Origin of the sequence: Pollutimonas thiosulfatoxidans, assembly GCF_004022565.1 — a bacterium.
In the GTDB taxonomy this organism is placed as follows: domain Bacteria; phylum Pseudomonadota; class Gammaproteobacteria; order Burkholderiales; family Burkholderiaceae_B; genus Pusillimonas_D; species Pusillimonas_D thiosulfatoxidans.
In genome coordinates, this window is record NZ_CP022987.1 from 3,255,762 (window position 1) to 3,281,422 (window position 25,661).

Below are 25,661 nucleotides of genomic sequence, written 5' to 3' on the forward strand. Positions count from 1 at the left end.
AGAGGTCCGGGGATTCTATGTTCTATCGTGAAAACGGCCAGTTTAAAAGCACCTACCGTGCAGACCAGCAGATATTTCCCATCCGTCAGGACAGGGCTTTCATGCTGGGCCTGCTGCTGGTCGCATTTGTCGTGGTACCGCTTACCGCCTCCAATTATTTCCTGCAAGCCATACTGACCCCCTTTCTGATTTTGTCGCTGGCAGCCATCGGCTTGAACATACTGGTAGGCTACTGCGGCCAGATATCCATCGGCTCGGGCGCCTTCATGGCGGTGGGCGCTTATGCGGCCTGGAACTTCGGCGTGCGCATGCCGGCCACCCCCCTGGTCGTGCAAATTTTGCTGGGCGGGGTGTTCGCCACCCTGGTCGGTGTGGTGTTCGGCGTGCCCAGCCTGCGGATACGCGGACTGTACCTGGCTGTGACGACACTGGCGGCGCAGTTCTTTGTTGACTGGGCTTTTCTGCGCATACCTTTCTTTACCAACTATTCGTCCTCGGGCAACGTATCCGTACCGGCGCTTTCAGCCTTCGGCCTGCCCGTGCAGACGCCGGGTCAGCGTTATGTATTCGTGCTGATTTTTGTGGTGGTGTTTGCGCTGCTGGCCAAGAACCTGGTGCGCGGCGCGATCGGACGGCAATGGATGGCCATACGCGACATGGACGTGGCCGCCTCGGTGATCGGCATCCGGCCCATGTACGCAAAGCTCACGGCCTTTGCCGTCAGCTCTTTCATCCTGGGCGTCGCAGGCGCCTTGTGGGCTTATATCCATCTGGGCTCTTGGGAGCCCCTGGCCTTCGACCTGAACCGTTCGCTGCAATTGTTGTTCATCGTCATTATTGGCGGCCTCGGTTCTATTGTGGGCAGCTTTTTTGGCGCGGCGTTCATGGTGTTGGTGCCGGTGCTGCTGACCAACGTGCCCCACATGCTGGGCATGAGCCTGGGGATAGATACCGCTTCGCATATCGAACACATGGTGTTTGGCGCGCTGATCGTCTTCTTTCTGATCGTCGAGCCGCATGGCCTGGCCCGTCTTTGGAGCATAGGCAAGGAGAAGCTGCGTATCTGGCCCTTCCCACATTGATTTTTAGTCGCAACATCTTAATCAGCAACCCGGCTGGCCCCTCCCGGCTACGCCGAACACAAACGGTGCATACAGACACCATCAGGAGGACTTGGAGATGAAACGTTCCTTAAAATATGCCGCAGCGATGCTGGCCGTTGCCGGCACACTGGCTACGGTTTCGGTACCGGCCGCCGCTGCTGACGAGCAGTTCATACCATTGCTGGCTTACCGTACCGGTTCGTTTGCGCCCTTGGGCATACCTTGGGCCAATGGCAAGATGGACTACCTCAAGCTGGTCAATGAGCGCGATGGCGGCATCAACGGCGTGAAGATCATTTACGAAGAATGCGAAACCGCCTATGCGACCGACCGTGGCGTAGAGTGCTACGAGCGCCTGAAAGACAAGCACGGTGGCGCGTCGGGCTTCGATACGCAGTCCACCGGTATTACGTTTGCGCTGACAGACAAGGCCATTGTCGACGGCGTGTCCATTGAAACCATGGGCTATGGCCTGTCGCAGTCGGCCGACGGCTCGGTCTTCAAATGGAACTTCCCGCTGCTGGGGACCTACTGGACCGCAGCCGACGTCATGATCCAGGACATTGCCAAGAAGGTAGGCGGGGAAGACAAGCTGAAAGGCCAGAAGATCGCCCTGGTCTATCACGACTCGCCCTACGGCAAGGAACCTATCGCCTTGCTTGAATCGCGGGCCAAGGCCAACGGCTTCGAACTGCAGCTGTATCCGGTAACGGCGCCAGGCGTGCAGCAAAAATCCACCTGGCTGCAGATCCGCCAGAAACGTCCTGATTTCGTCCTGTTGTGGAGCGCCGGCATCATGACGCCGACGGCCATACGCGAGGCTCAGGCGGTAGGCTATCCACGCGACAAGATGTACGGCATCTGGTGGGCAAGCTCTGAAAACGACGTCCAGGATCTGGGCGAAGTGGCCAAGGGCTATAACGGCATCACCGTCCACAACAGCGCCGACCACGGCAGGGTGCACGAAGACCTGAAAAAGCATGTGTACGACAAGGGCCAGGGCACGGATACCGACGGCAAGTATGTGGGCACCATTGCCCATACTCGCGGCATGATGATTTCCATGTTGCAGGTAGAGGCCATCCGCACCGCGCAAGAAGAGTACGGCAAAGGCAAGCACATGACGCCCGAGCAGGTTCGGTGGGGCTTCGAGAACCTGAACATCACGGATGCGCGTCTGGAAGAGCTGGGCTTTGCCAAGCTGATGCGCCCGGTGAAGACCAGTTGCAGCAATCACATGGGCGACGACTGGGCTCGCATCATTCAGTGGGATGGCAAGAAGTTCAACATCGTTTCCGACTGGTATCAGTCCGACAAGAAGTACGTCGATCCGCTGGTGAAAGAGCTGGGCGCCAAGTACGCCAGCGAGAAGAAGCTGGAAGTGCGCAAGTGCTAAAGCTTGTTGGGTAGCACCCTGCATGCGGCGCCCGCCTGGCGCGGGCCGTCGCATGCTTATTCATTGCAGGAACCATCCGTATGAATGCGAATGTCCAGGCCACGGCGCCGAACATACTGCTGGAAGTCAACGGCATCGAAGTTATCTACAACCATGTCATCCTGGTGCTTAAGGGCGTATCGCTTTCCGTACCTGAAGGCAAGATCGTGGCCTTGCTGGGCGCCAATGGCGCGGGCAAGACGACGACCCTGCGCGCGATATCCAATTTATTGAAGGCCGAGCGTGGCGACGTCACCAAAGGGAATATCCAGTACCGCGGCGAGCGCATCGAAAGCCTGACGCCGGCAGATCTGGTCAAGCGTGGCGTAGTCCAGGTCATGGAAGGACGGCATTGTTTCGCCCATTTGACCGTGGAAGAGAACCTGCTGGCAGGCGCCTATACGCGCTCGATCAGCCGGGCCGAGCTTAACGCATCGCTGGAAAAGGTCTACCAGTATTTCCCGCGGCTGAAGCAGCGCCGCAGCAGCCAGGCCGGCTATACGTCGGGCGGCGAACAACAAATGACAGCCATCGGGCGCTCCCTGATGGCCGATCCCAACATGATCTTGCTGGACGAGCCCTCCATGGGCCTGGCACCGCAGATCGTGGAAGAAATCTTCGAAATCGTGCGCGACCTGAACCAGCGGGAGGGCGTGAGCTTCCTGCTGGCCGAGCAGAACACCAACATCGCCCTGCGCTATGCCGACTACGGCTACATTCTGGAAAACGGGCGCGTCATGATGGACGGCGAAGCACGCGAGTTGGCCGAGAACGAAGACGTCAAAGAGTTCTACTTGGGGGTGTCCAGCGGCGAGCGCAAAAACTTTCGCGACACTAAATTCTACCGGCGACGCAAGCGTTGGCTGGCTTGATGGCAGACAGGAATCATCATGAGCGAATATTTCGAACAGCGTGAAGCCGCCGCGCCTGACGAGCGCGAGCGCGACCTGCTCGCTCGCCTGCCCGACGCGCTGAAGCGTGCACGTGGGCGCGCACCAGCCATTGCGCAGCAGTTGCAAGGGCTGGATCCAGACGCCATACGGCAGCGAGCCGACCTGGAAGCCATACCCGTCATACGGAAAAGCGAATTACTCCAAGCGCAATTGGCGGCGCGGCAACAGCAGCCGGCTGGCGCACCGGTGGACGTCAGCCGCATCTTTGGCGGCTTCTCTGCCATAGGTTGGGGCGAGGCCGCAAGAGTCTTCGCTTCGCCCGGCCCCATCTACGAGCCCGAAAGCTGGCGCCCGGATTACTGGGGCTTTGCACGCGCCTTGCATGCGGCGGGTTTCCGCCGGGGCGAACTGGTCTATAACTGCTTTTCCTATCATTTCACGCCGGCTGGCTCCATGATGGAGACCGCTGCGCATGCCCTGGGCTGCACGGTGTTTCCCGGCGGCGTCGGTCAAACCGAACAGCAAGTGCAGGCCATGGCCGACCTGGCACCCGCGAACTATGCCGGCACGCCCAGTTTCCTGAAGATCATCCTCGAAAAGGCCGACCAGTCCGGCATCAGCCTGCCGTCACTGAAGCGCGCGCTGTTTTCCGGCGAGGCCTTCCCACCGTCGCTGTGCGCCTGGTTTGCCGAGCGCGGCATTGAAGGCTACCAGGCCTATGGCAGCGCCGACTTGGGCATGATGGCGTACGAAACCGAAAGCCGCGAAGGCCTGGTGGTTAACGAAGACATCATTCTGGAGATCGTACGGCCCGGCACCAACCAGCCGGTGGCCGATGGCGAGGTCGGCGAGGTGGTCGTTACGACGCTCAACCCCGACTATCCCCTGGTTCGGTTCGGCACCGGCGATCTGTCCGCCATCATGGCGGGCGCTTCGCCTTGCGGGCGCTCCAATATGCGCATCAAGGGTTGGTTGGGGAGGGCCGACCAGACCACCAAGGTGCGCGGCATGTTTGTTCATCCCGGCCAGATCGCAGGGGTATTGAAGCGCCATCCCGAGGTGCGCAAGGCCAGGCTGGTGGTCAGCGGCAAGGTTGGCAGCGACGTGATGGTGTTGAAGGCCGAACTGGCAGATCCCAACCCCCATGCGCTGGCACAACTGGCCTCGTCGGTACGCGAGCTGACCAAGCTGCGGGCCGACATCGAACCGGTAGAGCCAGGCAGCCTGCCCAACGATGGCAAAGTCATCGACGACATTCGCAGCTACGAATAAGTTTATGGATTTTTAGCGCATGGCGATTGCAGTAAGATGCGGCAAACTGCCACTCGTTTCTTACAGGGGAATCCCATGCGCAAATTCAAATACGTCTTCGGCGCCGCCGTCATACTTGCAGCAGCGTCCGCTGCCCAGGCGGGCACGCTGGATATCGTCAAGGAACGCGGTGTCGTGAACTGCGGCGTCACGACAGGTTTTGCCGGGTTCTCGGCACCGGATGCCAAGGGCGAATGGCAGGGACTGGACGTGGATCTATGCCGCGCCGTTGCTGCAGCCACCTTGGGCGATGCTTCCAAATTCAAGGCGGTGGCGCTTAATTCGCAGCAGCGCTTCACTGCCCTGCAGGCCGGCGAGGTCGACCTGCTTGCACGCAACACGACGGTGACGCAGCAACGCGATACGGCCTTGGGCGTGATTTCGGCGGGCGTCAACTTTTACGATGGCCAGGGCTTCCTGGTCAGCAAGTCGCTGGGTGTAAAAAGCGCCACTGAACTGAACGGCGCCTCAGTCTGCATGCAAACCGGCACGTCCAACGAAAACACCATGGCCGACTGGGCACGCAGTCACGGCATCAGCTATAAGCCTGTCGTCATCGAACAGTTCAACGAGGTGGTCAGCGCATTTGCCGCAGGCCGCTGCGACGTCTTTACCACCGACGCGTCGGGGCTGGCCTCCATCCGCATCTCCAAGCTCACCAATCCGGACGATTACGTCGTCCTGCCCGAGATCATCTCCAAAGAACCGCTGGGGCCTTTTGTGCGCCAGGGCGACGACCAATGGCTGAACGTCGTCAAATGGACCCTCCAGGCCATGATAGGCGCGGAAGAGCTGGGCGTTACGTCACAGAATGTTGATGAGCAATTGCAAAGCGCCAACCCCAACATCCAGCGTCTGCTGGGCGTCACCAAAGGGGCTGGCGAAAACATGGGCGTGGACGAGAAGTGGGCCTACAACATCATCAAGCAAGTGGGCAACTACGGCGAAAGCTTCGAGCGCACCGTTGGCCAGGGCAGCCCGCTGAAGATTCAGCGCGGCCTTAACGCCCAATGGACGAAGGGCGGCCTGATGTACGGCCTGCCCATACGCTGATCACTGTCGTCTATTTCTTGCGCCGGTACACCAGGGCGATGCGTGCAAAGGCGATTTGCAGCTCGCGGGTGCCGGCCTGGAAAATTACGGGCCGGCCCCTGCCGGTAAAACAGACCAGGCGCTTGGAAGCCACCAGCGGGATGAACTTCGCAAACTGGATGTCTTCCCAGGCGACCTCGCGCTTGCTGATCCAGGATTGCTGGATGCCGGTTTCGTTGATGCAGGTTTCCGACACCAGCATGTAGCGGGCAAGAACCACCAGTCCCATGAAGCACACGATGATACTGCCCGCCACCACGGGGCTGATGTTCTGGGCCGAAGGACCAGATGCCGTCTGTACGATCTGCACGGCGATAAAGACCAGTACGCCACAGGCCAGCAGCTTGATCCACTTGGGCCAGGCCATGCCCTTGAGCGGCAGCGGGCCGATTTCCTGCAGTAGCTGCTGACGCTCTTCGGTGCTGGGTGCTTGTAAAAACATGCTTATGCTGCCTTGCGTGCTGCCAAGGCCGTGCCGGCCCGGCTGGAGGACTTGCGTCCGATTTGATCGGAGATCCAGTGGCCGATATCGGCCACTGCATCCAGGTCGATGCCGGTGTCGATGTCGAGCCCGCGCAGCATGTAGAGGACGTCTTCGGTAGCTACGTTGCCCGTGGCGCCCTTGGCGTAAGGGCAGCCGCCCAGGCCGGCCACCGAACTGTGAAAAATGGAGATCCCTGCTTCCAGGGCCGCCAGGATGTTGGCCAGCGCCTGTCCGTAGGTGTCGTGAAAGTGCCCCGATACACGTGCCGGGTCCACGACCTCGGTTACGGCACGCATTACCTGGCCTACCCGCAGCGCCGTGCCGGTGCCGATGGTGTCGGCCACATCGATTTCATCACAGCCCAGTGCGAGCATGCGCCGGGCCACATCCACCACCGCGGCCACGGGTGTTTCGCCCTGATAGGGGCAAGCCAACGCACAACTGATGCTGCCGCGCAGACGGAGCCCGGCGTCGCGGGCGGCTTGCGCTACCGGCTCGAAGCGCGCGATGGATTCGGCAATGGAGCAGTTGATGTTCTTTTGCGAGAAGGCTTCGCTGGCCGCGCCGAAGATCACAACTTCGTCGACCTTGGCGGCGATGGCGCCCTCGAAGCCGCGCATATTGGGCACCAGCGCCGAATAAATCGTGCCGGGGCGCCGCTTGATGCCGGCCATGACCTGGGTGCCATCGGCCATTTGTGGCACCCATTTGGGTGAAACGAACGAGACGGCCTCGACGTTCTGGAAGCCTGTAGCCGACAGGCGGTCGATAAGTTCGATTTTGATGGCTGTGTCGACGAACTGCTTTTCGTTCTGCAAGCCGTCACGGGGCGACACCTCGACAATTTTGACTTGGCTGGGCAAAGACATGGATCTTCCTTCGGTAGGGTGCGCCCGGCATGATGCGGCCGCAAGTGTGAATATATCCTAGTGCTAGCGCCGCTGATAGCATCCGTCGTTCTGGCGGAAGACAAGCTCGGCAAGCTCCAGTTGCAACAAACCGGTACTGAGCGTGGGCAAGTCAAGCGCGGTGCGCGCCTGGAGGGTGTCCAGGTGCACGGGATCGTAGCCCAGAGCGTCCAGGATTTGCTGTTGCTGCAGTGTGGGCTTGCCTGCCTTTTTGCCACTGGATGCGGCTGGCTTCAAGACAGTAACGGTGGCCGGAAACGTCGGTTGCCCCAGCTCTTCGTGGATATCTTCGGCCGACTCCACCAGTTTGGCGCCCTGCCGGATCAGCGCATGGCAGCCACGCGATAGCGGCGAATGGATGGAGCCGGGAATGGCAAAGACTTCGCGCCCCATTTCAGAGGCGAGGCGCGCCGTAATGAGCGAGCCGCTATGCTTGGCTGCCTCGACCACCAGTACACCACGCGACATCCCGGCCACCAGGCGGTTACGCCGGGGAAACTGGTGCCGCAGCGCCCGCGTACCCAAGGGAAACTCGGAAACAAGTGCGCCATCGGCGGCAATCCGGTGGGCCAGATCGCGATTGGCAGCGGGGTAGACGATGTCTATGCCCGTGCCCAGAACGGCCACCGTGCCTCCTGCTTGCGGACCGGCGCGCAAGGCCCCGTCGTGCGCGGCGGCGTCTATGCCCTGGGCCAGGCCGCTGACGATGCACCAGCCTTGCTGCGCAAGGTGCCGGGCAAAGGCCGATGCATTGTCCGCGCCGCCGGGGCTTGCACTGCGCGCGCCCACGATCGCAATGGATGGGCGCGATAAGTGGTGCAAATTGCCGTTTACGTAAAGCAAAAGAGGCGGGTCGTGAGTGTCGAGCAGGCTGCGCGGGTAAGCGGGATCGGCCAGTGTCAGCACATGGTGCATGGGCTCGGCTATCCATTCCAGGCTGCGCGCTATCGTGGCCTGCACGGCGTCGGAGGGTGCTTGTTTCAGTTGTCGCGCAAGCGCTTGCGGCAAGACCTTGCCCAGGCCCCCGATGGAGGTGGCGTAGATTTCCTGGGGCAGGCCGATGGCGGCCAGCAGGTTGCGCGCCTGGGCCGGGCCGACGCCGGGCTCGAGCGACAGGCGGATCCAGGCGGTCAGCTCTTCGTGAGACAAGGTAACAGGCATGCGTTAGTGTGGCACAAGACGAACTTTACGCAAGGGAATGGGTCAAACCACTGGTTTGATTTATCATAGAGATCTGAACGATACACGGAACGCGATATGGCTTTACTTCCTATTTTGCGCTACCCGGACCCGCGCTTGCACAAAGTAGCCAAGCCCGTCCAGGTGGTCGACGACCGCATACGCCAGTTGGTGCAAGACATGGCCGAAACCATGTACGACGCGCCCGGGGTAGGCCTGGCCGCGACCCAGGTCGACGTCCACGAGCGCGTCGTGGTCATCGACGTGTCCGAGGAAGGTAATCAGCTACTGGTGTTGATCAACCCCGAAATCACCTGGAAAAGCGAAGAGACCCAGGTCTACGAAGAAGGCTGCCTGTCTGTGCCCGGCATTTACGACGAGGTCCAGCGATCGGCGCAGATTCATGTGCGCGCGCTCAACCTCGATGGCCAGCCTTTCGAGTTCGACGCTGAAGGGCTGCTGGCCGTTTGTGTACAGCACGAGCTCGACCATTTGCTCGGCAAGGTGTTTGTCGAGTATTTGTCCGGGCTTAAGCAAAACCGCATCAAGACGCGCCTGCGCAAGCAAGAGCGCGAGGCATTGCGCGCCTGAGGCCGGCCTCGCCCCGCTTGTTATGATGGCCGATTCCCTTCGAATCGGCTTTTTTGACTTATGCGCATCGTTTTTGCAGGAACTCCTCACTTCGCCCGCCTGGCGCTGGACGCCATTCTTGCGGCCGGACATCAGGTTCCTCTGGTGCTGACCCAACCCGACCGCCCCGCCGGACGCGGCCTGAAGCTGACTCCCAGCGCGGTCAAGCAGGGCGCAGTGGCGGCCGGCATACCCGTGTGCCAGCCGCGCAGCCTGCGCCTGGATGGCAAGTATCCGGACGAGGCCGCAGCGGCCCGGACGGCGCTCGAACAAGCGGCGCCCGAAGTTCTGGTCGTGGCGGCCTATGGCCTGATACTGCCTCAGTGGGTGCTCGACCTACCGTCTTATGGTTGCTTCAATATCCATGCCAGTCTGCTACCACGCTGGCGCGGCGCGGCACCCATACAGCGGGCGATCGAAGCCGGCGACGACCAGACCGGCATCACCATCATGATGATGGACCAGGGCCTGGACACGGGTGCCATGCTGTTGACCCGGGCCATCCCGATCACGGCGGCGCACAACGCGGCAGCGCTGCATGACGAACTTGCGCAGTTGGGCGCCGAGGCCATCGTCCAGGCCATCGATGAGCTGCAGGCCGGTACGCTGATGGCCACCCCCCAGCCTGCGGAAGGCGTGACTTACGCGGCCAAGCTGGAAAAAACAGAATCCCCTCTGGACCTGAATCAGCCTGCGGCGGTGCTCGAGCGGCGCATCCGCGCCTTTGATCCGGTGCCCGGTTCCACCCTGGCCTTGCCGGGTATCGATGGCGTAGTCAAGGTGTGGAAGGCTGCGGCGCTACCGGCCGGGCTTCAAGACGAAGCCGGGCCGACTGCCGGGCAGTTGATACGGGCCGGATCGGAGGGGATAGACCTGGCTACCGGTGATGGCGTGCTGCGCCTGCTGGAGCTGCAGCGGCCTGGCGGGAAGCGCCAGCCCGTCGCGTCTTTCATGCAGGGCTGGCACCACGCTTGAAGCGGCGTCGCGGCGCGTCGCCCCGCTTAGCCGATATGTTCAGCGTATAAGTCGTATTCGTCCGAGTCGGTAACGCGCACGCGCAGCATATCGCCCGGCTTGACGGTCTTGTCGGTGCTGACAAATACATTGCCATCGATCTCGGGGGCGTCCGCACTTGAGCGCCCCACGGGGCCGTCTTCGTCGATTTCGTCGATCAGCACGTCGATTTCGCGGCCCACTTTCTGCGCCAGGCGCTCGGTCGAGATGGCCTGTTGATGGGCCATGAAGCGATCCCAGCGTTCTTGCTTGATCTCGTCAGGGACATGATCCGGCAGCGCGTTGGCTCCGGCGCCGGTTACCGGCGAATACTGGAAACAGCCGACCCGATCAAGCTGGGCCTCGCTCATCCAGTCCAGTAAATACTGGAAGTCTTCTTCCGTTTCGCCGGGAAAGCCGACGATAAAAGTGGAGCGCAAGGTCAGGTCGGGACAGGCGATGCGCCAGTTCTTGATGCGGGCCAGCGTGCGGTCCTCGAAAGCGGGCCGCTTCATGGCCTTCAGGATGCGCGGGCTGGCGTGCTGGAAGGGGATATCCAGGTAAGGCAGGATCTTGCCTTCAGCCATCAGGGGTATGACTTCGTCTACATGCGGATACGGATACACATAATGCAAGCGGGTCCACACGCCGAATTCGGCCAAGGCCGCGCTTAGCTGCGTCAGGTGCGTCTTGATGGGGCGCCCGTTCCAGAAGCCGCTGCGAAACTTGACGTCGACGCCGTAGGCGCTGGTGTCTTGCGAGATGACCAGCAATTCTTTTACGCCTGCCTTGACCAGCCGTTCGGCTTCGCCCATGACGTCGCCTATGGGACGGCTGACCAGCTTGCCCCGCATGGACGGAATAATGCAGAAGCTGCAATGGTGATTGCAGCCTTCCGAGATCTTCAGGTAGGCGTAGTGGCGCGGCGTCAGCTTGATGCCTTGCGGTGGCACCAGGTCGGTATAAGGGTCGTGAGCCAAATTCGGTGGCGCGGCCTCATGGACGGCGCGCACGACCTGTTCGTATTGCTGCGGGCCGGTAACTGCCAGCACCGACGGATGTACCTCGCGGATCAGCGACTCTTCCACACCCATGCAACCCGTTACGATGACCTTGCCGTTCTCGGCAATGGCCTCGCCGATCGCATCGAGCGATTCGGCCTTGGCGCTGTCGATGAAGCCACAGGTGTTCACGACCACCACGTCGGCATTGTCGTAGTCGGGGCTGATGATGTAGCCCTCGGTGCGCAGTTGCGTCAGGATGCGCTCTGAATCTACCAGGGCTTTGGGGCATCCCAGGCTGACGAAGCCGACTTTAGGGGAACTCATGAATAACCTCGTTGAGCATTGAGCTCGATAAATCAAAAATGTTAATGGCGGTGGGCCAGGGCAGGTGGGGGCAAGGCCAAATGATGATAAAGTCCACAGCAACGCGACCCTACGCAGGCCTTTGCATTCGTGCCACTACCTCCAGCCCATCCCAGCCGCCCCACCTTATCTGACACCATACTGGCCAGCGCACAAAATGTGCAGGCCGTTCTGGCGGGGCGATCCTTGTCCGACAGCTTGTCGACCACACCAGCCGCCTTGCGTGCCTCGGTGCAGGCCGTGGCTTTTCATACCTTGCGTAATCTGGGCCTGGCCCGCGAGATCAAGCTACTTATGGTCAAGCGCACGCCGCCCAATCAATTGTTCGACGCGTTGTTGCTGGTGTCGCTGGCGCTGTTGGAAACAGCCATAGACGCCGCCGAAACCCCGCCGGACACCTCGCCTGCCCGGCGCCACATTCCTGTGTATGCCGTGCATACCGTCGTGGACCAGGCCGTCGGCGTGATCGACGGGCAAAAAAAGTTGCAGCCGTACAAGGCGTTGCTGAACGGTGTGTTGCGCAGCTATATCCGTGAAAGACCGGGTATTTTAACGCAGGCGCGCAAAAACCCCGAGGCTCGCTACAATCATCCCGCCTGGTGGATACATCGCCTGCGCAAGGCCTACCCCGATCAGTGGCAGGCCTTGTTGGCCGCCGCCAATATCCCGGGCCCCATGACATTGCGCGTCAACGCGCGGCGCGCTTCGGTCGCGGACCTGATGACGGCGCTGCAGGACGCCGGCATATCGGCCGTGTCAAGCTCGGAACACGCCATTACGCTGGCCAGCCCGCTGCCCGTGCACGACATTCCCGGCTTCGACGAGGGCTGGTGGTCGGTCCAGGACATGGCTGCCCAGCAGGCCGCCATGTTGTTGCCATTGACACCGGGCATGCGGGTACTGGATGCCTGCGCGGCGCCGGGAGGCAAGACGGCTCATATACTCGAGCGCGCCGATGTCGAACTGCTGGCCCTGGATACCGACCCACAACGCTTGCAGCGCATACACCAGAACCTGCAGCGAGTGGGTCTGGACGGCGATCATGTCAGCACAAAGTGCGCCGATGCCGCTGATCCCGCTTCGTGGTGGGACGAGCGTCCCTTCGATGCCGTGTTGGCCGATGTACCCTGCACAGCGTCAGGGGTGGTAAGACGCCATCCGGATATCCGATGGTTGCGTCGCGAAGCTGACATTCGCCGCACCGCCCAGTTGCAGGGCCAGATCATCGACGCCTTGTGGACCACAGTCGGCCCGGGCGGCCATATGCTTTATGCTACGTGCTCTATCTTCCCCCAGGAAGGCGAACAGCAGGCGGAGCAATTCGCACAACGGCATGCCGACGCGCGGCGTTTGCCGGCTCCCGGGCAATTGTTGCCGCTGGACGGCGCTGGCGGCGTGACGCATGACGGCTTCTTCTATGCCTTGTTTGCCAAGACGGCGTGAGTCGTCAAAAATGGTGCTTCGGTCTGTTCGTGTGTTTGGGTGACCATTGATGCTTCGAGTTTTGCTTTTGCTACTGGTATGCGCCGGCTTGTCGGTACAGGCGGGTACCGGCGTGTCTTCGGAGCAGAGCCAACAAGAGCGGGTGCTGCGCGTCGACCCGGTAGTGCGGGACGGCAAACTGTATATCGACGCCGATGTCGATCTTCCTGTTGTCGGCGACCTGCGCAACGCGGCCCAGAAAGGTGTGCCCCTGTATTTCAGTGCCGATGTCGAGATTGTGTCCAAGCGCTGGTGGTGGTTCGATAAAGTCGTCGTCAACGACCGCCTCACCTGGCGCATTGTCTATAACGCACTGACGCGCCAATGGCGCATCGGTACGGGCGAGCTTTCCTTGCCCGAGTCGTCCCTGGATGATGCCTTGTCGCTGGTAAGAAATATTCGCGGATGGGCCGTGGCCGATGTCAACGAGCTGGACCGCGATCAATTGTACGAAGGCCGCATACGAGTGCGGCTCGATACCTCGCTTCTGGCGCGCCCCTTCCAGGTCGACGCCTTCAACAGCAGTGCCTGGTCCCTGGCAACCCCATGGAAAAACTTCACCTTTTCGATCTCCATCGAAGAGCCCCGGCCTTGATACGCTGGGGCCTGCGGGTGGCGCTGACCGTTGCGGCAATCAGCGCGCTGGCGCTGCTTGCCCTGTTGGTGTGGTCCACCGGCAATGCATCTCGCTATGCCCAGCAGTACGAGACGCTGCTGGTGCTGAACGGCATTTTTGCTGTGGCCTTGATATCGTGGGTGGTCGTACTGGCTGCCCGCCTGTTGCGGCAAGTGCGGCGCAGGCAGTTCGGCGCACGTCTGACCGCGCGTTTCGCGCTGTACTTTGCGCTGATCGGCGTATTGCCCGGTGCGCTGATCTACGTGCTGTCGGTGCAGTTCATGTCCCGATCGATTGAATCATGGTTCAACGTGAGGGTGGACAGCGCTTTGGAAGCCGGCCTGAATCTGGGGCGGGCCGCGCTGGATTCGCAACTGGGCGAGTTGAATGCGCGCGCCAAGGAAATGGCAGCTCGCCTGGGTAGCGCCAGCGACGCCGACATGGCGTTGATCATTACCCGCTTGCGCGAAACCAGCGGCGTTGCCGAGGCCATGGTTTTTACCGGCAATAACAGGCTGGTGGCGTTTTCGTCTTCGGCCTACGGCCAGTTGCTGCCCGACCTTCCGCCATCCAGTGTGCTGAACCAGTTGCGGGTATCGCGCGCCTACTCTGCTGCGGAAGCCGACGATGTCGGCGGGGCGCAAGAACTGGAAGGCCCTGTCAATACCGGCCTGCATCTGCGCGTCGTGGTGCCTATCAATACCATGGATCGCTTTTCTTCCGTGCTGGGCATGTCGCCCGATACCCGCTGGCTGCAGCTTATCGAGCCGGTGCCCGAGCAGATCGCACGCAACGCCAATCAGGTGCAGCAGGGCTTTCGCGATTATCAAGAGTTGGCCCTGTCGCGCCTGGGCTTGCGCAAGCTATACGGCATTACGCTGACGCTGGCCTTGATTTTGGCTGTGTTTGCCGCGGTGGTGGTAGCCCTGGCGGTGTCGCGGCGACTGGTGCGGCCACTGCTTACTCTGGCAGCGGGCACACAGGCCGTCGGCGTGGGAGACTACCGCCCGCTGCCCGAGCCGCCCGAGAAGGACGAGGTCGGCCAGCTGACCCGGTCATTCAATGCCATGACGCGCCAACTGGATGAGGCGCGGCAAATGGTCGAGAACAATCGGCAGCAGTTGGAGCGGTCCAACGTCTACCTGGAATCGGTGCTTAGCAACTTGTCGTCGGGCGTGCTGGTGTTTGACGAAATGTTCCGCGTGACCATGTTCAACCAGGGGGCGCAAAGCATATTGCGCGTGGACCTGCGTTCGGTCAAGGGGCGGCCACTGGAAACCGCGGATGGCGCGTTCGCCTTGTCACAACTGATCCGGCAGGCCTTCGCCGCACACACCGCAGTGGGATCCGAAAGGCTTTATTGGCAACAGCAGTTCGAGCTCGAACTGGAGGGCGCCACCGATAACGAAACGAAGAAGCACGTGATAACACTGCTGGCGCGCGGCACGCATCTTAGCGTGGATGGTCGCGGCAATGGCTATCTGGTTGTGTTTGACGATATCAGTGAAGTGATCTCCGCCAATCGCACGGTAGCCTGGGGCGAAGTGGCCCGCCGCCTGGCTCATGAGATCAAGAACCCGCTCACACCCATACAGTTGTCGGCAGAGCGCCTGGCCATGAAGCTGGCAGGCCGGCTGAATGAGACCGATGCCGCCATGCTGCTGCGCTCGACCAATACCATCGTCAACCAGGTCGCCTCCTTAAAGAAAATGGTGGACGATTTCCGCGAGTATGCGCGTACCCCGCCGGCGGAAATGCAGCACATCAATATCAACGACTTGATCGCTGACGTGCTGGCCTTGTATGGCTGGGACCCGATCGGCGGCGCCGTGCGCGACGATGGGCACAGCGTGCCGATAGAAGTGGAGTTCGATCCGGACCTGCCCATCGTGCAAGGCGACCCCACGCAGTTGCGCCAGGTGATCCACAATCTGCTCGCCAACGCCCGCGATGCCGCCACGCAGGACCGCCCCTTGGCCGATGCGCGTGTGCATGTGCAAACCACGCTGACCCACGCGCGGACCGACCAGGGCGATGAGCTGGCGGCTGTCCGGCTGACGGTGTCCGACAATGGGCCGGGCTTCGCCGCACAAGTGCTCACGCGTGTTTTCGAGCCCTACGTCACGACCAAGGCAAGCGGAACGGGTCTCGGTCTTGCTATAGTTAAAAAGATAGTCGAGGAACACGGCGGCCGTATTGATATTTCCAACCGCCGCGAAGGCGGGGCCCGCATTTCCATTCTCTTGACACGCCTTGCCGACGCCCAGTCCTTGCTGGACGAAGCGACGCAAGCGAACGATAATGCCCAAAAAGGTAGGTGACGCTTTATGGCCAGAATCCTGGTTGTTGACGACGAAATTGGTATCCGCGAGCTCTTGTCCGAGATCCTTTACGACGAAGGGCACACGGTCGAACTGGCCGAGAACGCCGCACAGGCACGCGCTGCACGCTTGCGCGCGCGACCCGATCTTGTGCTGCTCGATATCTGGATGCCCGACACAGACGGCGTCAGCCTGCTGAAAGAATGGGGCGCCCAAGGCTTGCTCGATATGCCGGTCATCATGATGAGCGGCCATGCCACCGTCGATACCGCGGTCGAGGCAACACGCATAGGCGCCGTCGATTTTCTCGAAAAGCCCATCACACTGCAAAAGTTGCTCAAGACGATCGCCGCGGGCCTGGCGCGTCCAGTAATCACGCCGGCATTGGCGGCCGCCGCCCGTATGCCGGATCGCCGTAACGATCAGGCTCAACCGCTGACCACGGGTCCCATTCCCGACCTGCCCGCACCCGTTGTTGACCGCAATCATTCGCTGCTTGGAAGCATCACGCTCGACCAACCCTTGCGCGATGCGCGCGACGAATTCGAACGCATTTATTTCGAGTATCACCTGGGGCGCGAGAATCACAGCATGACGCGGGTGTCCGAAAAAACCGGGCTAGAGCGCACCCACCTTTATCGCAAGCTGAAGCAACTGGGCATCGATTCTTCGCGCAAACGAAACGCCAGCTAACACGGTTGGGGCCTTTGTGACGCCCTGCCATGCCGCATGCTATCCCCCCAAGACCGAAGGAGGTCCGATGCCTGGACTGTTTGATTCCATTGCCCTGCGCGGCTTGACGCTGCCTAATCGTATCGTCGTTTCTCCCATGTGCCAGTATTCCGCTGACAACGGAAGCGCGACAGCCTGGCATCTCGCCCATTTAAGCAGTCTCGCGCTGGGTGGCGTAGGCATGCTTTGCGTAGAGGCCACTGCAGTCAGCAGCGAAGGACGCATCACGCCGGGCTGCCTGGGCTTATGGAATGACGACAACGAGCGCGCATTGGCGCGTGTAATGAACACGCTGCGCGAGGTGGCGCCTGTCAAGATAGCCATACAGTTGTCACATGCCGGACGCAAGGCATCAAGTGCAGCACCCTGGGATGGCGGCCAACTTATTCCGGTGGCAAGCGGGGGATGGCGCCCGCTGGCGCCTTCGGCCGTGTCGCACAAGCCGGACGAACCCGCCCCAATCGCATTAAGCGTGGACGACCTGACTCGCATCAAGGGAGACTTTGTCGACGCTGCCAGACGCGCCGTCCGCCTGGGTTTTGACGCCATCGAATTGCATGCCGCCCATGGCTATTTGCTGCACCAGTTCCTGTCGCCCATCTCGAATCGGCGTGCAGACCGCTATGGCGGCAGCCTCGAGAACCGGATGCGCTTTCCCATGGAGGTTTTCGAGGCAGTGCGGACCGCAGTTCCCGCAGAAATGCCGGTCGGCTTGCGGGTGTCGGCCACAGACTGGGTCAACGACGAAGCCAGCTGGACCCTGGACCAGACCATCGAGCTGGTCAAGGCATTGAAGGAAAAAGGCCTCGACTGGCTGGATGTCTCCAGCGGTGGGGTGTCCCCAAAGCAGCAGATCCCCATCGGGCCGGGTTATCAGGTGCACCTTGCCGAAGCGATCAAGCGTGAGACCGGCATCACGACGATTGCGGTGGGTCTGATCACCGAAGCCCAGCAAGCGGCTGATATCGTCTCGGGCGGCCAGGCTGACATGGTGGCACTGGGGCGCGCGTTTCTCTATGACCCCCGCTGGGCATGGCATGCCGCTGCGGAGCTGGACGGTCAGGTACAGGGGCCGCCGCAATACTGGCGCTCTTTACCTGCCGGTAAAAATGCGGTCTTCGGAAAAATCAGCTTCGGGATGCGTTGATCAGTTATCGGTCTTGCGCGGCTTGACCGTGGGCCGCAAGCCGTCGGCATCGCCGGCCCGGCCTATAGACTTCACCGAGATGCGAGTTTCGCCCGACGCGGCCCGCCGCGAGGCCGAACGCCAGGCATGGCCGTAGGCCACTTCCAGGGTCAGATGAATGGTGCCATCTTTATGGCGCTGCGCGTCTAATGCATCCATGAGGCGTTGGCGCCATTGCCTGCCGCTTAGGCCCGGCTTGCGGTCCAGGCTGGGGTTACCGCCCAATATGCGCATGTCTTCCAGCAGTTTCTCCGCCGTGCGATAAGTCAGCGTGATGATCTCCTGGTCCATGACGGGGTCGGCAAAGCCGCGTTCAATCAGTAGATCGCCAAAGTCGTGCATGTCGACAAACTGCGGCGTGGCGGTCTGCAGGCCGGCCTGTTCCACCGCGCTGCGCAGCTCGGCAAGCGAACCCGGACCCAGACACGAAAACATGGCCAGCGCACCAGGCTTGAGTATGCGGCGCCATTCGCCCAGGGCATTATGGGGTTCGGGATGCCAGTGCAGCGCCATGTTCGACCACACCAGATCCAGGCTTTCGGGCGATATGCCGGACTCGGCCAGATCGGCATGGATGAATTCCACGGGTGGGGTAGGCTTGTTGCGCAGCTTCTGCCAGAAACCAGGCTTGGCCACATAGCGCTCGCGGGCTACCTCGAGCAGGGTTGGGCAATTGTCCAGCCCGGTGTACGAAATTTCGGGGTAGCGCGCCCGTAGCGGTTCCAGGGCATGGCCTGCGCCGCAGCCGGCGTCCAGCACGGTGGTGGGCGCGATGCGTATATAGCTCAGGCGTTGCAGCATCCGTTGCGCGATCTCTCCGTAAAGAAACTGCGCGCCGTCCAGTGGGCTGCGACGAGCGAATTGCAAACTGACATGGGAAGGGCTGACGCGTAGGGACGGAGGCTGTGACATGTTTGAACCGGGGCAATAGTATTGGAGCCGGGCTTGTGCTTTGATGAGACGGTGCCCGCACTTTCCATAGAAATGCCATTATGAACCATATGCCGTACCGGTGCGAACCCAGCCAGCCGACGCAGGCGCTGTTCTGGCCGCGCCTGCGCAAGCAATGGCGTCGCGTGCTCGCCAGCGTTCCTGCACACTGCGTCTTGTGCGGCAATAGTGCGTCGGGCGGCGCGCTTTGCACTTATTGCGAACACGCCGTCACGCGTTCCATGCGCCAGGCTACGCCGCGCTGCCGCTTGTGTGCCCTGGCGCTGGACGGCGCCGGCAGCTGTCCCGATTGTGCCTTGCGCACGCCCAGCTTCGATCACGTGGTTGCGGCATTCGATTACGCCGCGCCGGGCGATCTGCTGGTGCACCAGCTTAAGGTGGACAGGCGTTACGGGCACGCCAACATGCTGGCATGCCTGTTGGCTGATGCGCTACGCCGTGCCGGGTCGATCGGGCCAGCAGCTACAATCCTGGTGCCTGTGCCGGCCAGTCCTGCCGCCTTGCGCAAACGCGGCTTCAATCCCGCAGCCGAAGTAGCCCGCTGCCTGGCAGCCGAGTTGCAATGGCCTTGCAGGCCGCGGTTGCTGACCCGAACCCGCGAGGGGCGCAAGCAGACTCACCTGGCGCGGGCCGAGCGCGTGCACAGCGCCCGGCATCTGTACCACTGTCCGCAGCAGTTGCAGGGGGCTTCAGTGGCTGTCGTTGACGATGTACTGACGACCGGCAGTACCCTGCACAGTATCGCGCAAGTGCTCAAGCAGGCTGGGGCGGCAACCGTAACCGGCTTGGTGCTGGCGCGCACACCTTATCGATGACCGTATTGGACGACCATGTTTCACATCGTGCTTGTATCACCCGAAATCCCGCCGAATACCGGCAATGTCATACGCCTGGCGGCGAACTCTGGCGCCGGCCTGCATCTGGTGCGGCCCTTGGGCTTTGATCTGGACGACAAAAAACTGAAGCGGGCCGGCCTCGATTATCACGAGTGGGCCACGCTGCAGGTGCACGATAGTCTGGAGGACGCCCTGGCCGCGACAGGCGGCGATGCGCTGCGGCGTTATGCCTTGACCAGCAAGGCGTCCAGGCTTATTGGCGAGGTGGCTTTTCGTCCGGGCGATGTGTTCGTGTTTGGCCGCGAAACCGCCGGCTTGTCAGCCGAGCAAACGGCGCTGTTCCCGCCGGAGCAGCGCTTGCGCTTGCCGATGCGCCCGGGCCAGCGCAGCCTGAACCTGTCCAATGCCGTGGCCGTCACGGTGTACGAGGCCTGGCGCCAGGCTGGCTACGCGGGCAGCATCTGAATCAATCCAGCGACAAGCCCAGGCGTTCAATCACTTCGTCCCAGCGCTTTTTCTCGCTGACGACCAGGTCGGTCAATGCTTGCGGCGTGGAAGCGGCTGGCGTGAAGTACAAGGCTGCCAGCTTCTGGCGCACATCTTCGCGCTGCAGGATCTCGCCTATGGTCTTGTTCAGCGTTTCGATGATGTCATCGGGCGTGCCCGCAGGGACGAAGATCGCGTCCCACGATATCGACTCGAAGCCGGGGTAACCTTGCTCGGCCATGGTGGGGATGCCCGGCAAGACATCGCTGGGCTCCAGGCTGGTGATGGCCAGAGCGCGCGCCTTGCCGGAGGCGACCTGTGTCATCGCTATGCCGGGCACCATGAATCCTGCGTCGATGTCGCCGCCTATGATCGCGGTGATCACTTGCGGGAAGCCCGAATAAGGAATCTGCTGCAGCTTGATGTCGGCCTGGTGCTCCAGCATGGCCATACCCAGATGTGACGAACTGCCCGGGCCCACGGTACCGTAGTTCAGGGCGCCCGGATCCTCCTTGGCAAGCTTGACGAACTCTTGCACATTGGCGGCAGGTGAGTTTGCCGGCACTATCAATACGTTGGGGCTGGTGCCCACCAGGGTGATGGGCGCAAGGTCCTTCAGGGGGTCGTAGCCCAAGGACTTCTTGTACAGCGTCGGTGCAGTGACCATGGGACCATTGATGGTCAGCAGGATGGTGTAGCCATCAGGCTTGGCCTTGCTGGCATAGCGCGTGCCGATGTTGCCACCCGCACCAGGCTTGTTCTCTACCACTACGGCTTGCCCCAGTTCCTTGGCGAGCGGCTCTGCGACGGCTCGCGCCAGGATGTCGGGCGATGAGCCGGCCGGGAAGGGCACCACCATCTGGATGGGGCGCTCCGGCCACGCGGCCTGTGCCGCTCCGGCCACGAGCAACGCGCCGGCACCAGCCAGCCCTATGATCGAAAGGTGCAGCCGACGGCGAAGAGGAGAAAATCGGGACATGGGGTTTCCTTCAAGGTGTAGACGGATCAGTCGGATGGGGTTGCAGATTCGGGCCTGGCATCGCGCGACAGCAGGCCGATGACGGCCTCTTGCGGTGACAGCCCTTCAAACAGTATGCGGCAGACGGCGGCAGTAATGGGCAGTTCGATGCCATGGCGGCGGCCTAGCGCCAATGCAGAGCGAGTGCAGCGCACGCCTTCCGCCGTGACGCCGCTGGCAAGGATATCGTCCAGGCTTTGACCTTGGCCGATGGCCAGCCCCACCTGCCGGTTGCGCGACAAGGCGCCGGTGGCGGTCAAGACCAGGTCGCCCAGGCCGGTCAGCCCCGCGAAGGTTTCGGGCAATCCGCCCAGTGCCGTGCCCAGGCGCTGCATTTCGGCCAGGCCGCGTGTGATGAGCGCTGCACGCGCATTGGTACCCAGTGCCAAGCCATCCGATATGCCGCAGGCGATGGCCATGACGTTCTTCAGTGCCCCGCCGACCTCTACGCCAACCACATCTTGGCTGGTGTAGATGCGCGCGGTACGACCATGCAAGGCCGACAACACAAGTTGCGAACAGCGTTCGTCAGCGGTGGCGACAGTAAGGGCAACGGGCAGGCCCGCTGCCACTTCGCGGGCAAACGACGGCCCCGACAATACACCCAGGCCGATATCGGGGAAGGCCGCAAAGGCGGCCCGCGCGAGCTCGTGCGGCAATTGCCCGGTTTCGTGATGAAAGCCCTTGCATGTCCAGACGATGGCTGGCTGCGGGGCCTTACTGTTGGCAAGCAAGCTAGCCACGCGCTCACACAGGGCCTGGAGTCCCGCAACCGGGACGCCCAGGATAATCAGGCCGGGATGCTCACCCGCACAGGCATGAGAGACCGCGTCCTGGATATTGTCGGTGGCACGCAGCACGGCAGGCAGCTGCGCATCAGGCAGGTAGCCATGGTTGGTGTGCTGGCCATTGATTTCTTGCGCCACTGCGGGATTGCGTGCCCACAATAGCGTGTCGGCCTGGTCACAGGCCAACACCGCAAGCGCCGTACCCCAGCTTCCGGCGCCAAGCACCGTGGCGCGAACGGGCCGAGAGGGGCTCACGGCTGCTATTGACGCGTCGCGCCCGGGGGCAGAATCAAACCAGAGTCCTGCCCGCCTTGTTGCTCTTCCTGGGCCGACTGCGCTAGGCGCTGCTCGTAAAGGCTTTGGAAGTTGACTTCAGCCAAATGCAGCGCCGGCAACGAGGTGCGATTGATGGCGTCTGCCACGTTGGCGCGCAGATAAGGATAAAGCATGGTGGGGCAGACGATGCCCAGCAGTGGGTCCAGTTGCTCGGCCGGGATGTTGGCGGCTTCGAATATGCCCGCCTGCGTGGCCTCGATCAGGTACAGCACCTTGTCTTCAATGCGCGTGGTGACCGTAGCGGTAACGGTCGCCTCGTAAATCGTTTCGGCCAGACGCTGTCCGCCGACATTGATCGAAACCTCGACCGTTGGGCCTTCCTGCTCAAGGAAAATCTGAGGCGCGTTAGGCATTTCCAGCGACAGATCTTTGACGTAGGTGCGTTGCAGACTGAAGCTCGGGTCCTGGCTTTCCTGAGTGTCCTGTGCGTTTTGTTTCTGTTCGGCCATTTGGGTTCCTGAAAATTTAAGAGATTAACGAAGTAGTGTAGGCTCAGGCCGTAAGCAAGGGCATCAGGCCGTTGGCGCGATCCAGCGCCGCCAGGTCGTCAAAGCCGCCTACGTGGGTGTCGCCGATATAAATCTGCGGCACGGTGCGCCGGCCAGTGCGTGCCATCATGGCGTCGCGCTGGGCCGGGTCCAGGTCGATACGGATTTTCTGGATGTCGGTAACGCCGCGTTGCTTAAGCAGCATTTCGGCGCGTACGCAATATGGGCATACCGCCGTGCAGTACATGGTGACGTTTGCCATAGTGTTCCTTTGTTGCGAGGTGGTTCAGGTTTTCCGGGATAGCGGCAACCCGGCTTGCAGCCAATTTTTCAAGCCACCGTCCAGCGCCACGGCGCCGGTATAGCCCTGTTTGCGCAGTGCCCCTGCCAGGCGGGTAGAGTCCCGCCCTTGGTCGCATACGATGATGATAGGCTTGTCTTTGGGCAGGCTGGCCAGTTTGCTGTTGATATCGGCAGCCGGCACGTTGCGTGCCTGCGGTATGCTGCCTGTTTTGTAGGCATCTTGGCTGCGTACGTCCAGGAAAATGCCCTGGCTCTGATTGGCCAACTGGACTGCTTCCTGTATGCCGACGGTTTTACCGCCGCCCTTGAGCAAGTTGGGAAGCATGAGCATCACGCCTGATGCCAGGGCGACAAACACGATTAAAAGGTTGTTCTGGTCTAGTAAAAAGTCCACGATGTATCCCGAAAACGCCCCAGGGAATCAGGGCTGTATCCGTCGATTATAAAATGGACGGCGAATTTCAACTTTTAGGCGATTTTGACTATGCACAAACTTGTACTGATGCGTCACGGCGAAAGCCAGTGGAACCTGGAAAACCGCTTCACGGGTTGGACCGATGTCGACCTGACCGACACCGGACGCGAGCAGGCCAGGCAAGCCGGCCAGCTGCTGCGCGAACAGGGCTTTGGCTTTGATCTGGCGTATTCATCAGTACTGAAACGCGCCATACGTACGCTTTGGATCACGCTGGATGCCATGGACGCCATGTACACGCCGGTGGGCCTTAGCTGGCGCCTTAACGAGCGGCATTACGGCGCCTTGCAGGGCCTGAACAAAGCCGAGACGGCCGCCAAGTACGGCGAAGAGCAAGTGCTAATCTGGCGCCGCGCCTACGCCACCGCGCCCAATCCGCTGGACAATGACGACCCACGCCACCCGCGCTTTGATCGCCGCTATGCCAAGATCGCCGCCGACAAGCTGCCCGCCACCGAATGCCTGAAGGACACAGTAGAGCGCGTGCTGCCGTTCTGGAACGACTCCATCGCGCCGGCCATACGGGCCGGTCGCCGCGTGCTCGTGGCAGCACATGGCAACAGCCTGCGCGCGCTTATCAAGCATCTGGATGGCATATCGGAGGAAGATATCGTTCACCTGAACATTCCCACGGGCCAGCCCCTGGTATACGAGCTGGATGACGATCTGCGGCCCTTGCGTCACTATTATCTGGGTGATCCGGCCGAAATCGAGGCGGCAATGGCCGCCGTTGCCAACCAGGGCAAGGCCGGGAAATAACATGCGTTTGATCGGCATGCTGGTGCTGGCGTGTTGGGCGGGGCTGGCATGCGCTACCGAGCCCGCTCTCGAGCAGAAGCAAGCCGATGCCCGCAAGCAGCAAGCCGAACTGCGGGCCAGGATCGATGTTCTGCAGAAGGAAATCGACAGCCAGGAATCATCGCGTCGTGGCGCTGTGCAGCAGCTAAAAGAGTCCGAGTCTGCCATCTCGGAGCATAGCCGTCGCCTGGCCGAACTTGCCGACAGGCAGAAAGCGGTGCAAGAAGACCTGACCCGCATAGCAGGGCGCATCACGGCGCAGCAAGGCCTATTGCGCGAGCGTCAGGACGCGCTGGGCGATCAATTGCGTGCGCAATACGCCAGCGGGCTGTCACCCTGGACGGCCCTGCTGTCTGGCGACGACCCGCAAGTCATCGGGCGCGACCTGAGTTATCTGGGGTATATCACCGAGGCGCAGGCGGAAGCCGTGGTGGCGGTGCGCCAAGCCCTGGACGAACTGGCCGCCTTGCGTGCGGCTTCCGAAGCGCGGCGTACAGAACTCGGGCAGCTTGCGGATGAAGCCGTCGAACAGCAGAAAGCACTGGAAGCGCAGCAGGCCGAGCGCCAGAAGGTATTGGCTCGTATCGAGGCCCAATTAAAGGAACAGCGCGGTCAGGCCGAGCGCCTGGCGCGCAACGAACAACGCCTGGGCGAACTGATTACCGGGCTCGAGAAAGAAATAGCCCGGCAAGTCGAAGCCGCCCGCATCGCCGAAGAGAAACGGCGGGCAGAAGAGGCCAGGCGGGCGGAGCAGGCCCGCCAACACGCGCTGGAGCGCCAGCGCGAACTCGAACGCGAACGGCAGCGGGCCCGGGAGGCGGAACAGGCCGCTCGTGCCGCACAGGAAGCCGCTAGGCGCCAGCAGGACCAGGAGGCAGCCGAGCGCGCGCGCATACAGGTCGAGCGTGCCCGCCGGGAAGCGCGTGCTGCCGAACAGGCCGAGGCGCGAGCGCGGGCGCCAGAGCCTGCGCCGGCCGAGCAGTCAGTCAGGGGCTCGGTCGAGGGCACGGGCCCCCAGGCGAGCCCTCAGGTACCCTCAGGCGGGTTTGCCGGACTGCGGCAAGGGATGCCTTATCCCGTCTCAGGCGATGTCCTGGGCAAGTTCGGCGCGGAACGCCCCGAAGGCGGCTTGTGGCGAGGTATTGTGCTGCGCTCGCCGGAAGGCACTGCGGTGCGCGCCATCGCCGATGGACGGGTGGTCTACGCCAACTGGCTAAGCGGCTTTGGAAATATCATGATCATTGACCATGGCGCCAAGTATTTGAGCGTGTATGCTTACAATCAGAGCCTGCTGAAACGCGTTGGTGATGTCGTGGCTGGGGGCGATACCGTAGCCACGGTGGGCGCCACCGGCGGGCAGGTCGAGCCCGGTCTATACTTTGAGATCCGGCATCAGGGCACGCCAGTTAACCCGCTGCTATGGTTGAAGCGCTAATTTCGTTACTATTTG

The 25,661-nt window shown here is 61.7% G+C and carries 26 protein-coding genes; 16 read left to right on the plus strand and 10 right to left on the minus strand.

The window, feature by feature from the left end; translation table 11 throughout:
• The first annotated feature begins 17 nt into the window (after positions 1-17).
• The 5 genes from CKA81_RS15715 to CKA81_RS15735 all read left to right on the plus strand — a co-directional run bounded on the left by CKA81_RS15715 (position 18) and on the right by CKA81_RS15735 (position 5,795).
• Complete coding sequence (locus CKA81_RS15715; RefSeq protein ID WP_128356139.1) at positions 18-1,082, plus strand: branched-chain amino acid ABC transporter permease; 1,065 nt, start codon at positions 18-20, stop codon at positions 1,080-1,082.
• A 97-nt stretch (positions 1,083-1,179) separates the two neighbouring features.
• The gene (locus tag CKA81_RS15720) at positions 1,180-2,499 is read left to right on the plus strand and encodes an ABC transporter substrate-binding protein (protein WP_164878427.1); all 1,320 of its coding nucleotides are present in this window, start codon (positions 1,180-1,182) and stop codon (positions 2,497-2,499) included.
• 80 nt (positions 2,500-2,579) lie between these two features.
• The gene (locus tag CKA81_RS15725; protein WP_128356141.1) at positions 2,580-3,410 is read left to right on the plus strand and encodes an ABC transporter ATP-binding protein; all 831 of its coding nucleotides are present in this window, start codon (positions 2,580-2,582) and stop codon (positions 3,408-3,410) included.
• A gap of 18 nt (positions 3,411-3,428) precedes the next feature.
• Positions 3,429-4,703, plus strand: coding sequence for a phenylacetate--CoA ligase family protein (locus CKA81_RS15730; RefSeq protein ID WP_128356142.1), 1,275 nt, complete (start codon positions 3,429-3,431; stop codon positions 4,701-4,703).
• A 75-nt stretch (positions 4,704-4,778) separates the two neighbouring features.
• Positions 4,779-5,795, plus strand: a complete 1,017-nt coding sequence (locus CKA81_RS15735; protein WP_128356143.1) for an amino acid ABC transporter substrate-binding protein — start codon at positions 4,779-4,781, stop codon at positions 5,793-5,795.
• A 10-nt stretch (positions 5,796-5,805) separates the two neighbouring features.
• On the opposite strand, the gene CKA81_RS15740 is transcribed toward CKA81_RS15735, so the two are convergent.
• The 3 genes from CKA81_RS15740 to dprA all read right to left on the minus strand — a co-directional run bounded on the left by CKA81_RS15740 (position 5,806) and on the right by dprA (position 8,387).
• Positions 5,806-6,282, minus strand: coding sequence for a hypothetical protein (locus CKA81_RS15740; RefSeq protein ID WP_394342560.1), 477 nt, complete (start codon positions 6,280-6,282; stop codon positions 5,806-5,808).
• Positions 6,279-7,187, minus strand: coding sequence for a hydroxymethylglutaryl-CoA lyase (locus CKA81_RS15745; RefSeq protein ID WP_128356145.1), 909 nt, complete (start codon positions 7,185-7,187; stop codon positions 6,279-6,281). Before CKA81_RS15745 ends, CKA81_RS15740 begins: the two co-directional genes overlap by 4 nt.
• A 63-nt stretch (positions 7,188-7,250) precedes the next feature.
• On the minus strand, positions 7,251-8,387 hold the full coding sequence (gene dprA / locus CKA81_RS15750; RefSeq protein ID WP_128356146.1) for a DNA-processing protein DprA: 1,137 nt from the start codon (positions 8,385-8,387) through the stop codon (positions 7,251-7,253).
• 96 nt (positions 8,388-8,483) lie between these two features.
• On the opposite strand from dprA, the gene def reads away from it, so the two are divergent.
• Together def and fmt are read left to right on the plus strand one after the other, a co-directional pair.
• Positions 8,484-8,996 (plus strand): peptide deformylase, encoded by a 513-nt coding sequence (gene def, locus CKA81_RS15755; protein ID WP_128356147.1) that lies wholly within the window; start codon positions 8,484-8,486, stop codon positions 8,994-8,996.
• 60 nt (positions 8,997-9,056) lie between these two features.
• The gene (gene fmt, locus CKA81_RS15760) at positions 9,057-10,010 is read left to right on the plus strand and encodes a methionyl-tRNA formyltransferase (protein ID WP_128356148.1); all 954 of its coding nucleotides are present in this window, start codon (positions 9,057-9,059) and stop codon (positions 10,008-10,010) included.
• Positions 10,011-10,036: 26 nt separating this feature from the next.
• Here the strand turns inward: fmt and rimO are convergent, their stop codons facing one another.
• A complete protein-coding gene (gene rimO, locus CKA81_RS15765) occupies positions 10,037-11,356 on the minus strand; it encodes a 30S ribosomal protein S12 methylthiotransferase RimO (protein ID WP_128356149.1) in 1,320 nt (439 codons plus the stop codon).
• A 129-nt stretch (positions 11,357-11,485) separates the two neighbouring features.
• On the opposite strand from rimO, the gene rsmB reads away from it, so the two are divergent.
• The 5 genes from rsmB to CKA81_RS15790 all read left to right on the plus strand — a co-directional run bounded on the left by rsmB (position 11,486) and on the right by CKA81_RS15790 (position 17,693).
• Complete coding sequence (rsmB, locus tag CKA81_RS15770; protein ID WP_128356150.1) at positions 11,486-12,838, plus strand: 16S rRNA (cytosine(967)-C(5))-methyltransferase RsmB; 1,353 nt, start codon at positions 11,486-11,488, stop codon at positions 12,836-12,838.
• 49 nt (positions 12,839-12,887) lie between these two features.
• Positions 12,888-13,472 (plus strand): DUF4390 domain-containing protein, encoded by a 585-nt coding sequence (locus CKA81_RS15775; protein ID WP_128356151.1) that lies wholly within the window; start codon positions 12,888-12,890, stop codon positions 13,470-13,472.
• Entirely contained in the window at positions 13,472-15,814 is a 2,343-nt protein-coding gene (locus tag CKA81_RS15780) for a sensor histidine kinase (protein WP_128356884.1), read from the plus strand. Before CKA81_RS15775 ends, CKA81_RS15780 begins: the two co-directional genes overlap by 1 nt.
• Before the next feature lie 6 nt (positions 15,815-15,820).
• Positions 15,821-16,507 carry a response regulator gene (locus CKA81_RS15785; protein WP_128356152.1) on the plus strand — a complete coding sequence of 229 codons (687 nt, stop codon included), beginning with the start codon at positions 15,821-15,823 and terminating at the stop codon, positions 16,505-16,507.
• 67 nt (positions 16,508-16,574) lie between these two features.
• On the plus strand, positions 16,575-17,693 hold the full coding sequence (locus CKA81_RS15790; RefSeq protein WP_128356153.1) for an NADH:flavin oxidoreductase/NADH oxidase: 1,119 nt from the start codon (positions 16,575-16,577) through the stop codon (positions 17,691-17,693).
• Here the strand turns inward: CKA81_RS15790 and CKA81_RS15795 are convergent, their stop codons facing one another.
• Positions 17,694-18,644, minus strand: a complete 951-nt coding sequence (locus CKA81_RS15795) for a methyltransferase domain-containing protein (protein WP_128356154.1) — start codon at positions 18,642-18,644, stop codon at positions 17,694-17,696. It lies immediately after the preceding gene.
• Between the two features lie 80 nt (positions 18,645-18,724).
• On the opposite strand from CKA81_RS15795, the gene CKA81_RS15800 reads away from it, so the two are divergent.
• Both CKA81_RS15800 and CKA81_RS15805 read left to right on the plus strand, forming a co-directional pair.
• Complete coding sequence (locus tag CKA81_RS15800) at positions 18,725-19,498, plus strand: ComF family protein (protein ID WP_128356155.1); 774 nt, start codon at positions 18,725-18,727, stop codon at positions 19,496-19,498.
• Positions 19,499-19,513: 15 nt separating this feature from the next.
• Positions 19,514-19,984, plus strand: coding sequence for a tRNA (cytidine(34)-2'-O)-methyltransferase (locus CKA81_RS15805; protein WP_128356156.1), 471 nt, complete (start codon positions 19,514-19,516; stop codon positions 19,982-19,984).
• 1 nt (position 19,985) lies between these two features.
• Here the strand turns inward: CKA81_RS15805 and CKA81_RS15810 are convergent, their stop codons facing one another.
• Genes CKA81_RS15810 through CKA81_RS15830 form a run of 5 tightly spaced genes read right to left on the minus strand, consistent with a single transcriptional unit; the run spans position 19,986 to position 23,332 of the window.
• Positions 19,986-20,984 carry a Bug family tripartite tricarboxylate transporter substrate binding protein gene (locus CKA81_RS15810; protein ID WP_128356157.1) on the minus strand — a complete coding sequence of 333 codons (999 nt, stop codon included), beginning with the start codon at positions 20,982-20,984 and terminating at the stop codon, positions 19,986-19,988.
• A gap of 26 nt (positions 20,985-21,010) precedes the next feature.
• On the minus strand, positions 21,011-22,066 hold the full coding sequence (locus CKA81_RS15815; protein ID WP_128356158.1) for an NAD(P)H-dependent glycerol-3-phosphate dehydrogenase: 1,056 nt from the start codon (positions 22,064-22,066) through the stop codon (positions 21,011-21,013).
• A gap of 5 nt (positions 22,067-22,071) precedes the next feature.
• Entirely contained in the window at positions 22,072-22,596 is a 525-nt protein-coding gene (gene secB, locus CKA81_RS15820) for a protein-export chaperone SecB (RefSeq protein ID WP_128356159.1), read from the minus strand.
• A gap of 43 nt (positions 22,597-22,639) precedes the next feature.
• Complete coding sequence (gene grxC / locus CKA81_RS15825) at positions 22,640-22,897, minus strand: glutaredoxin 3 (protein ID WP_128356160.1); 258 nt, start codon at positions 22,895-22,897, stop codon at positions 22,640-22,642.
• A gap of 24 nt (positions 22,898-22,921) precedes the next feature.
• Positions 22,922-23,332, minus strand: coding sequence for a rhodanese-like domain-containing protein (locus tag CKA81_RS15830; protein WP_228255743.1), 411 nt, complete (start codon positions 23,330-23,332; stop codon positions 22,922-22,924).
• Positions 23,333-23,422: 90 nt separating this feature from the next.
• Between CKA81_RS15830 and gpmA the strand changes: the two genes are divergently transcribed.
• A complete protein-coding gene (gpmA, locus tag CKA81_RS15835; protein WP_128356161.1) occupies positions 23,423-24,172 on the plus strand; it encodes a 2,3-diphosphoglycerate-dependent phosphoglycerate mutase in 750 nt (249 codons plus the stop codon).
• A 1-nt stretch (position 24,173) separates the two neighbouring features.
• Positions 24,174-25,646: a murein hydrolase activator EnvC family protein gene (locus tag CKA81_RS15840; protein ID WP_128356162.1), complete on the plus strand. Its 1,473-nt coding sequence runs from the start codon at positions 24,174-24,176 to the stop codon at positions 25,644-25,646.
• Positions 25,647-25,661 lie beyond the last annotated feature (15 nt).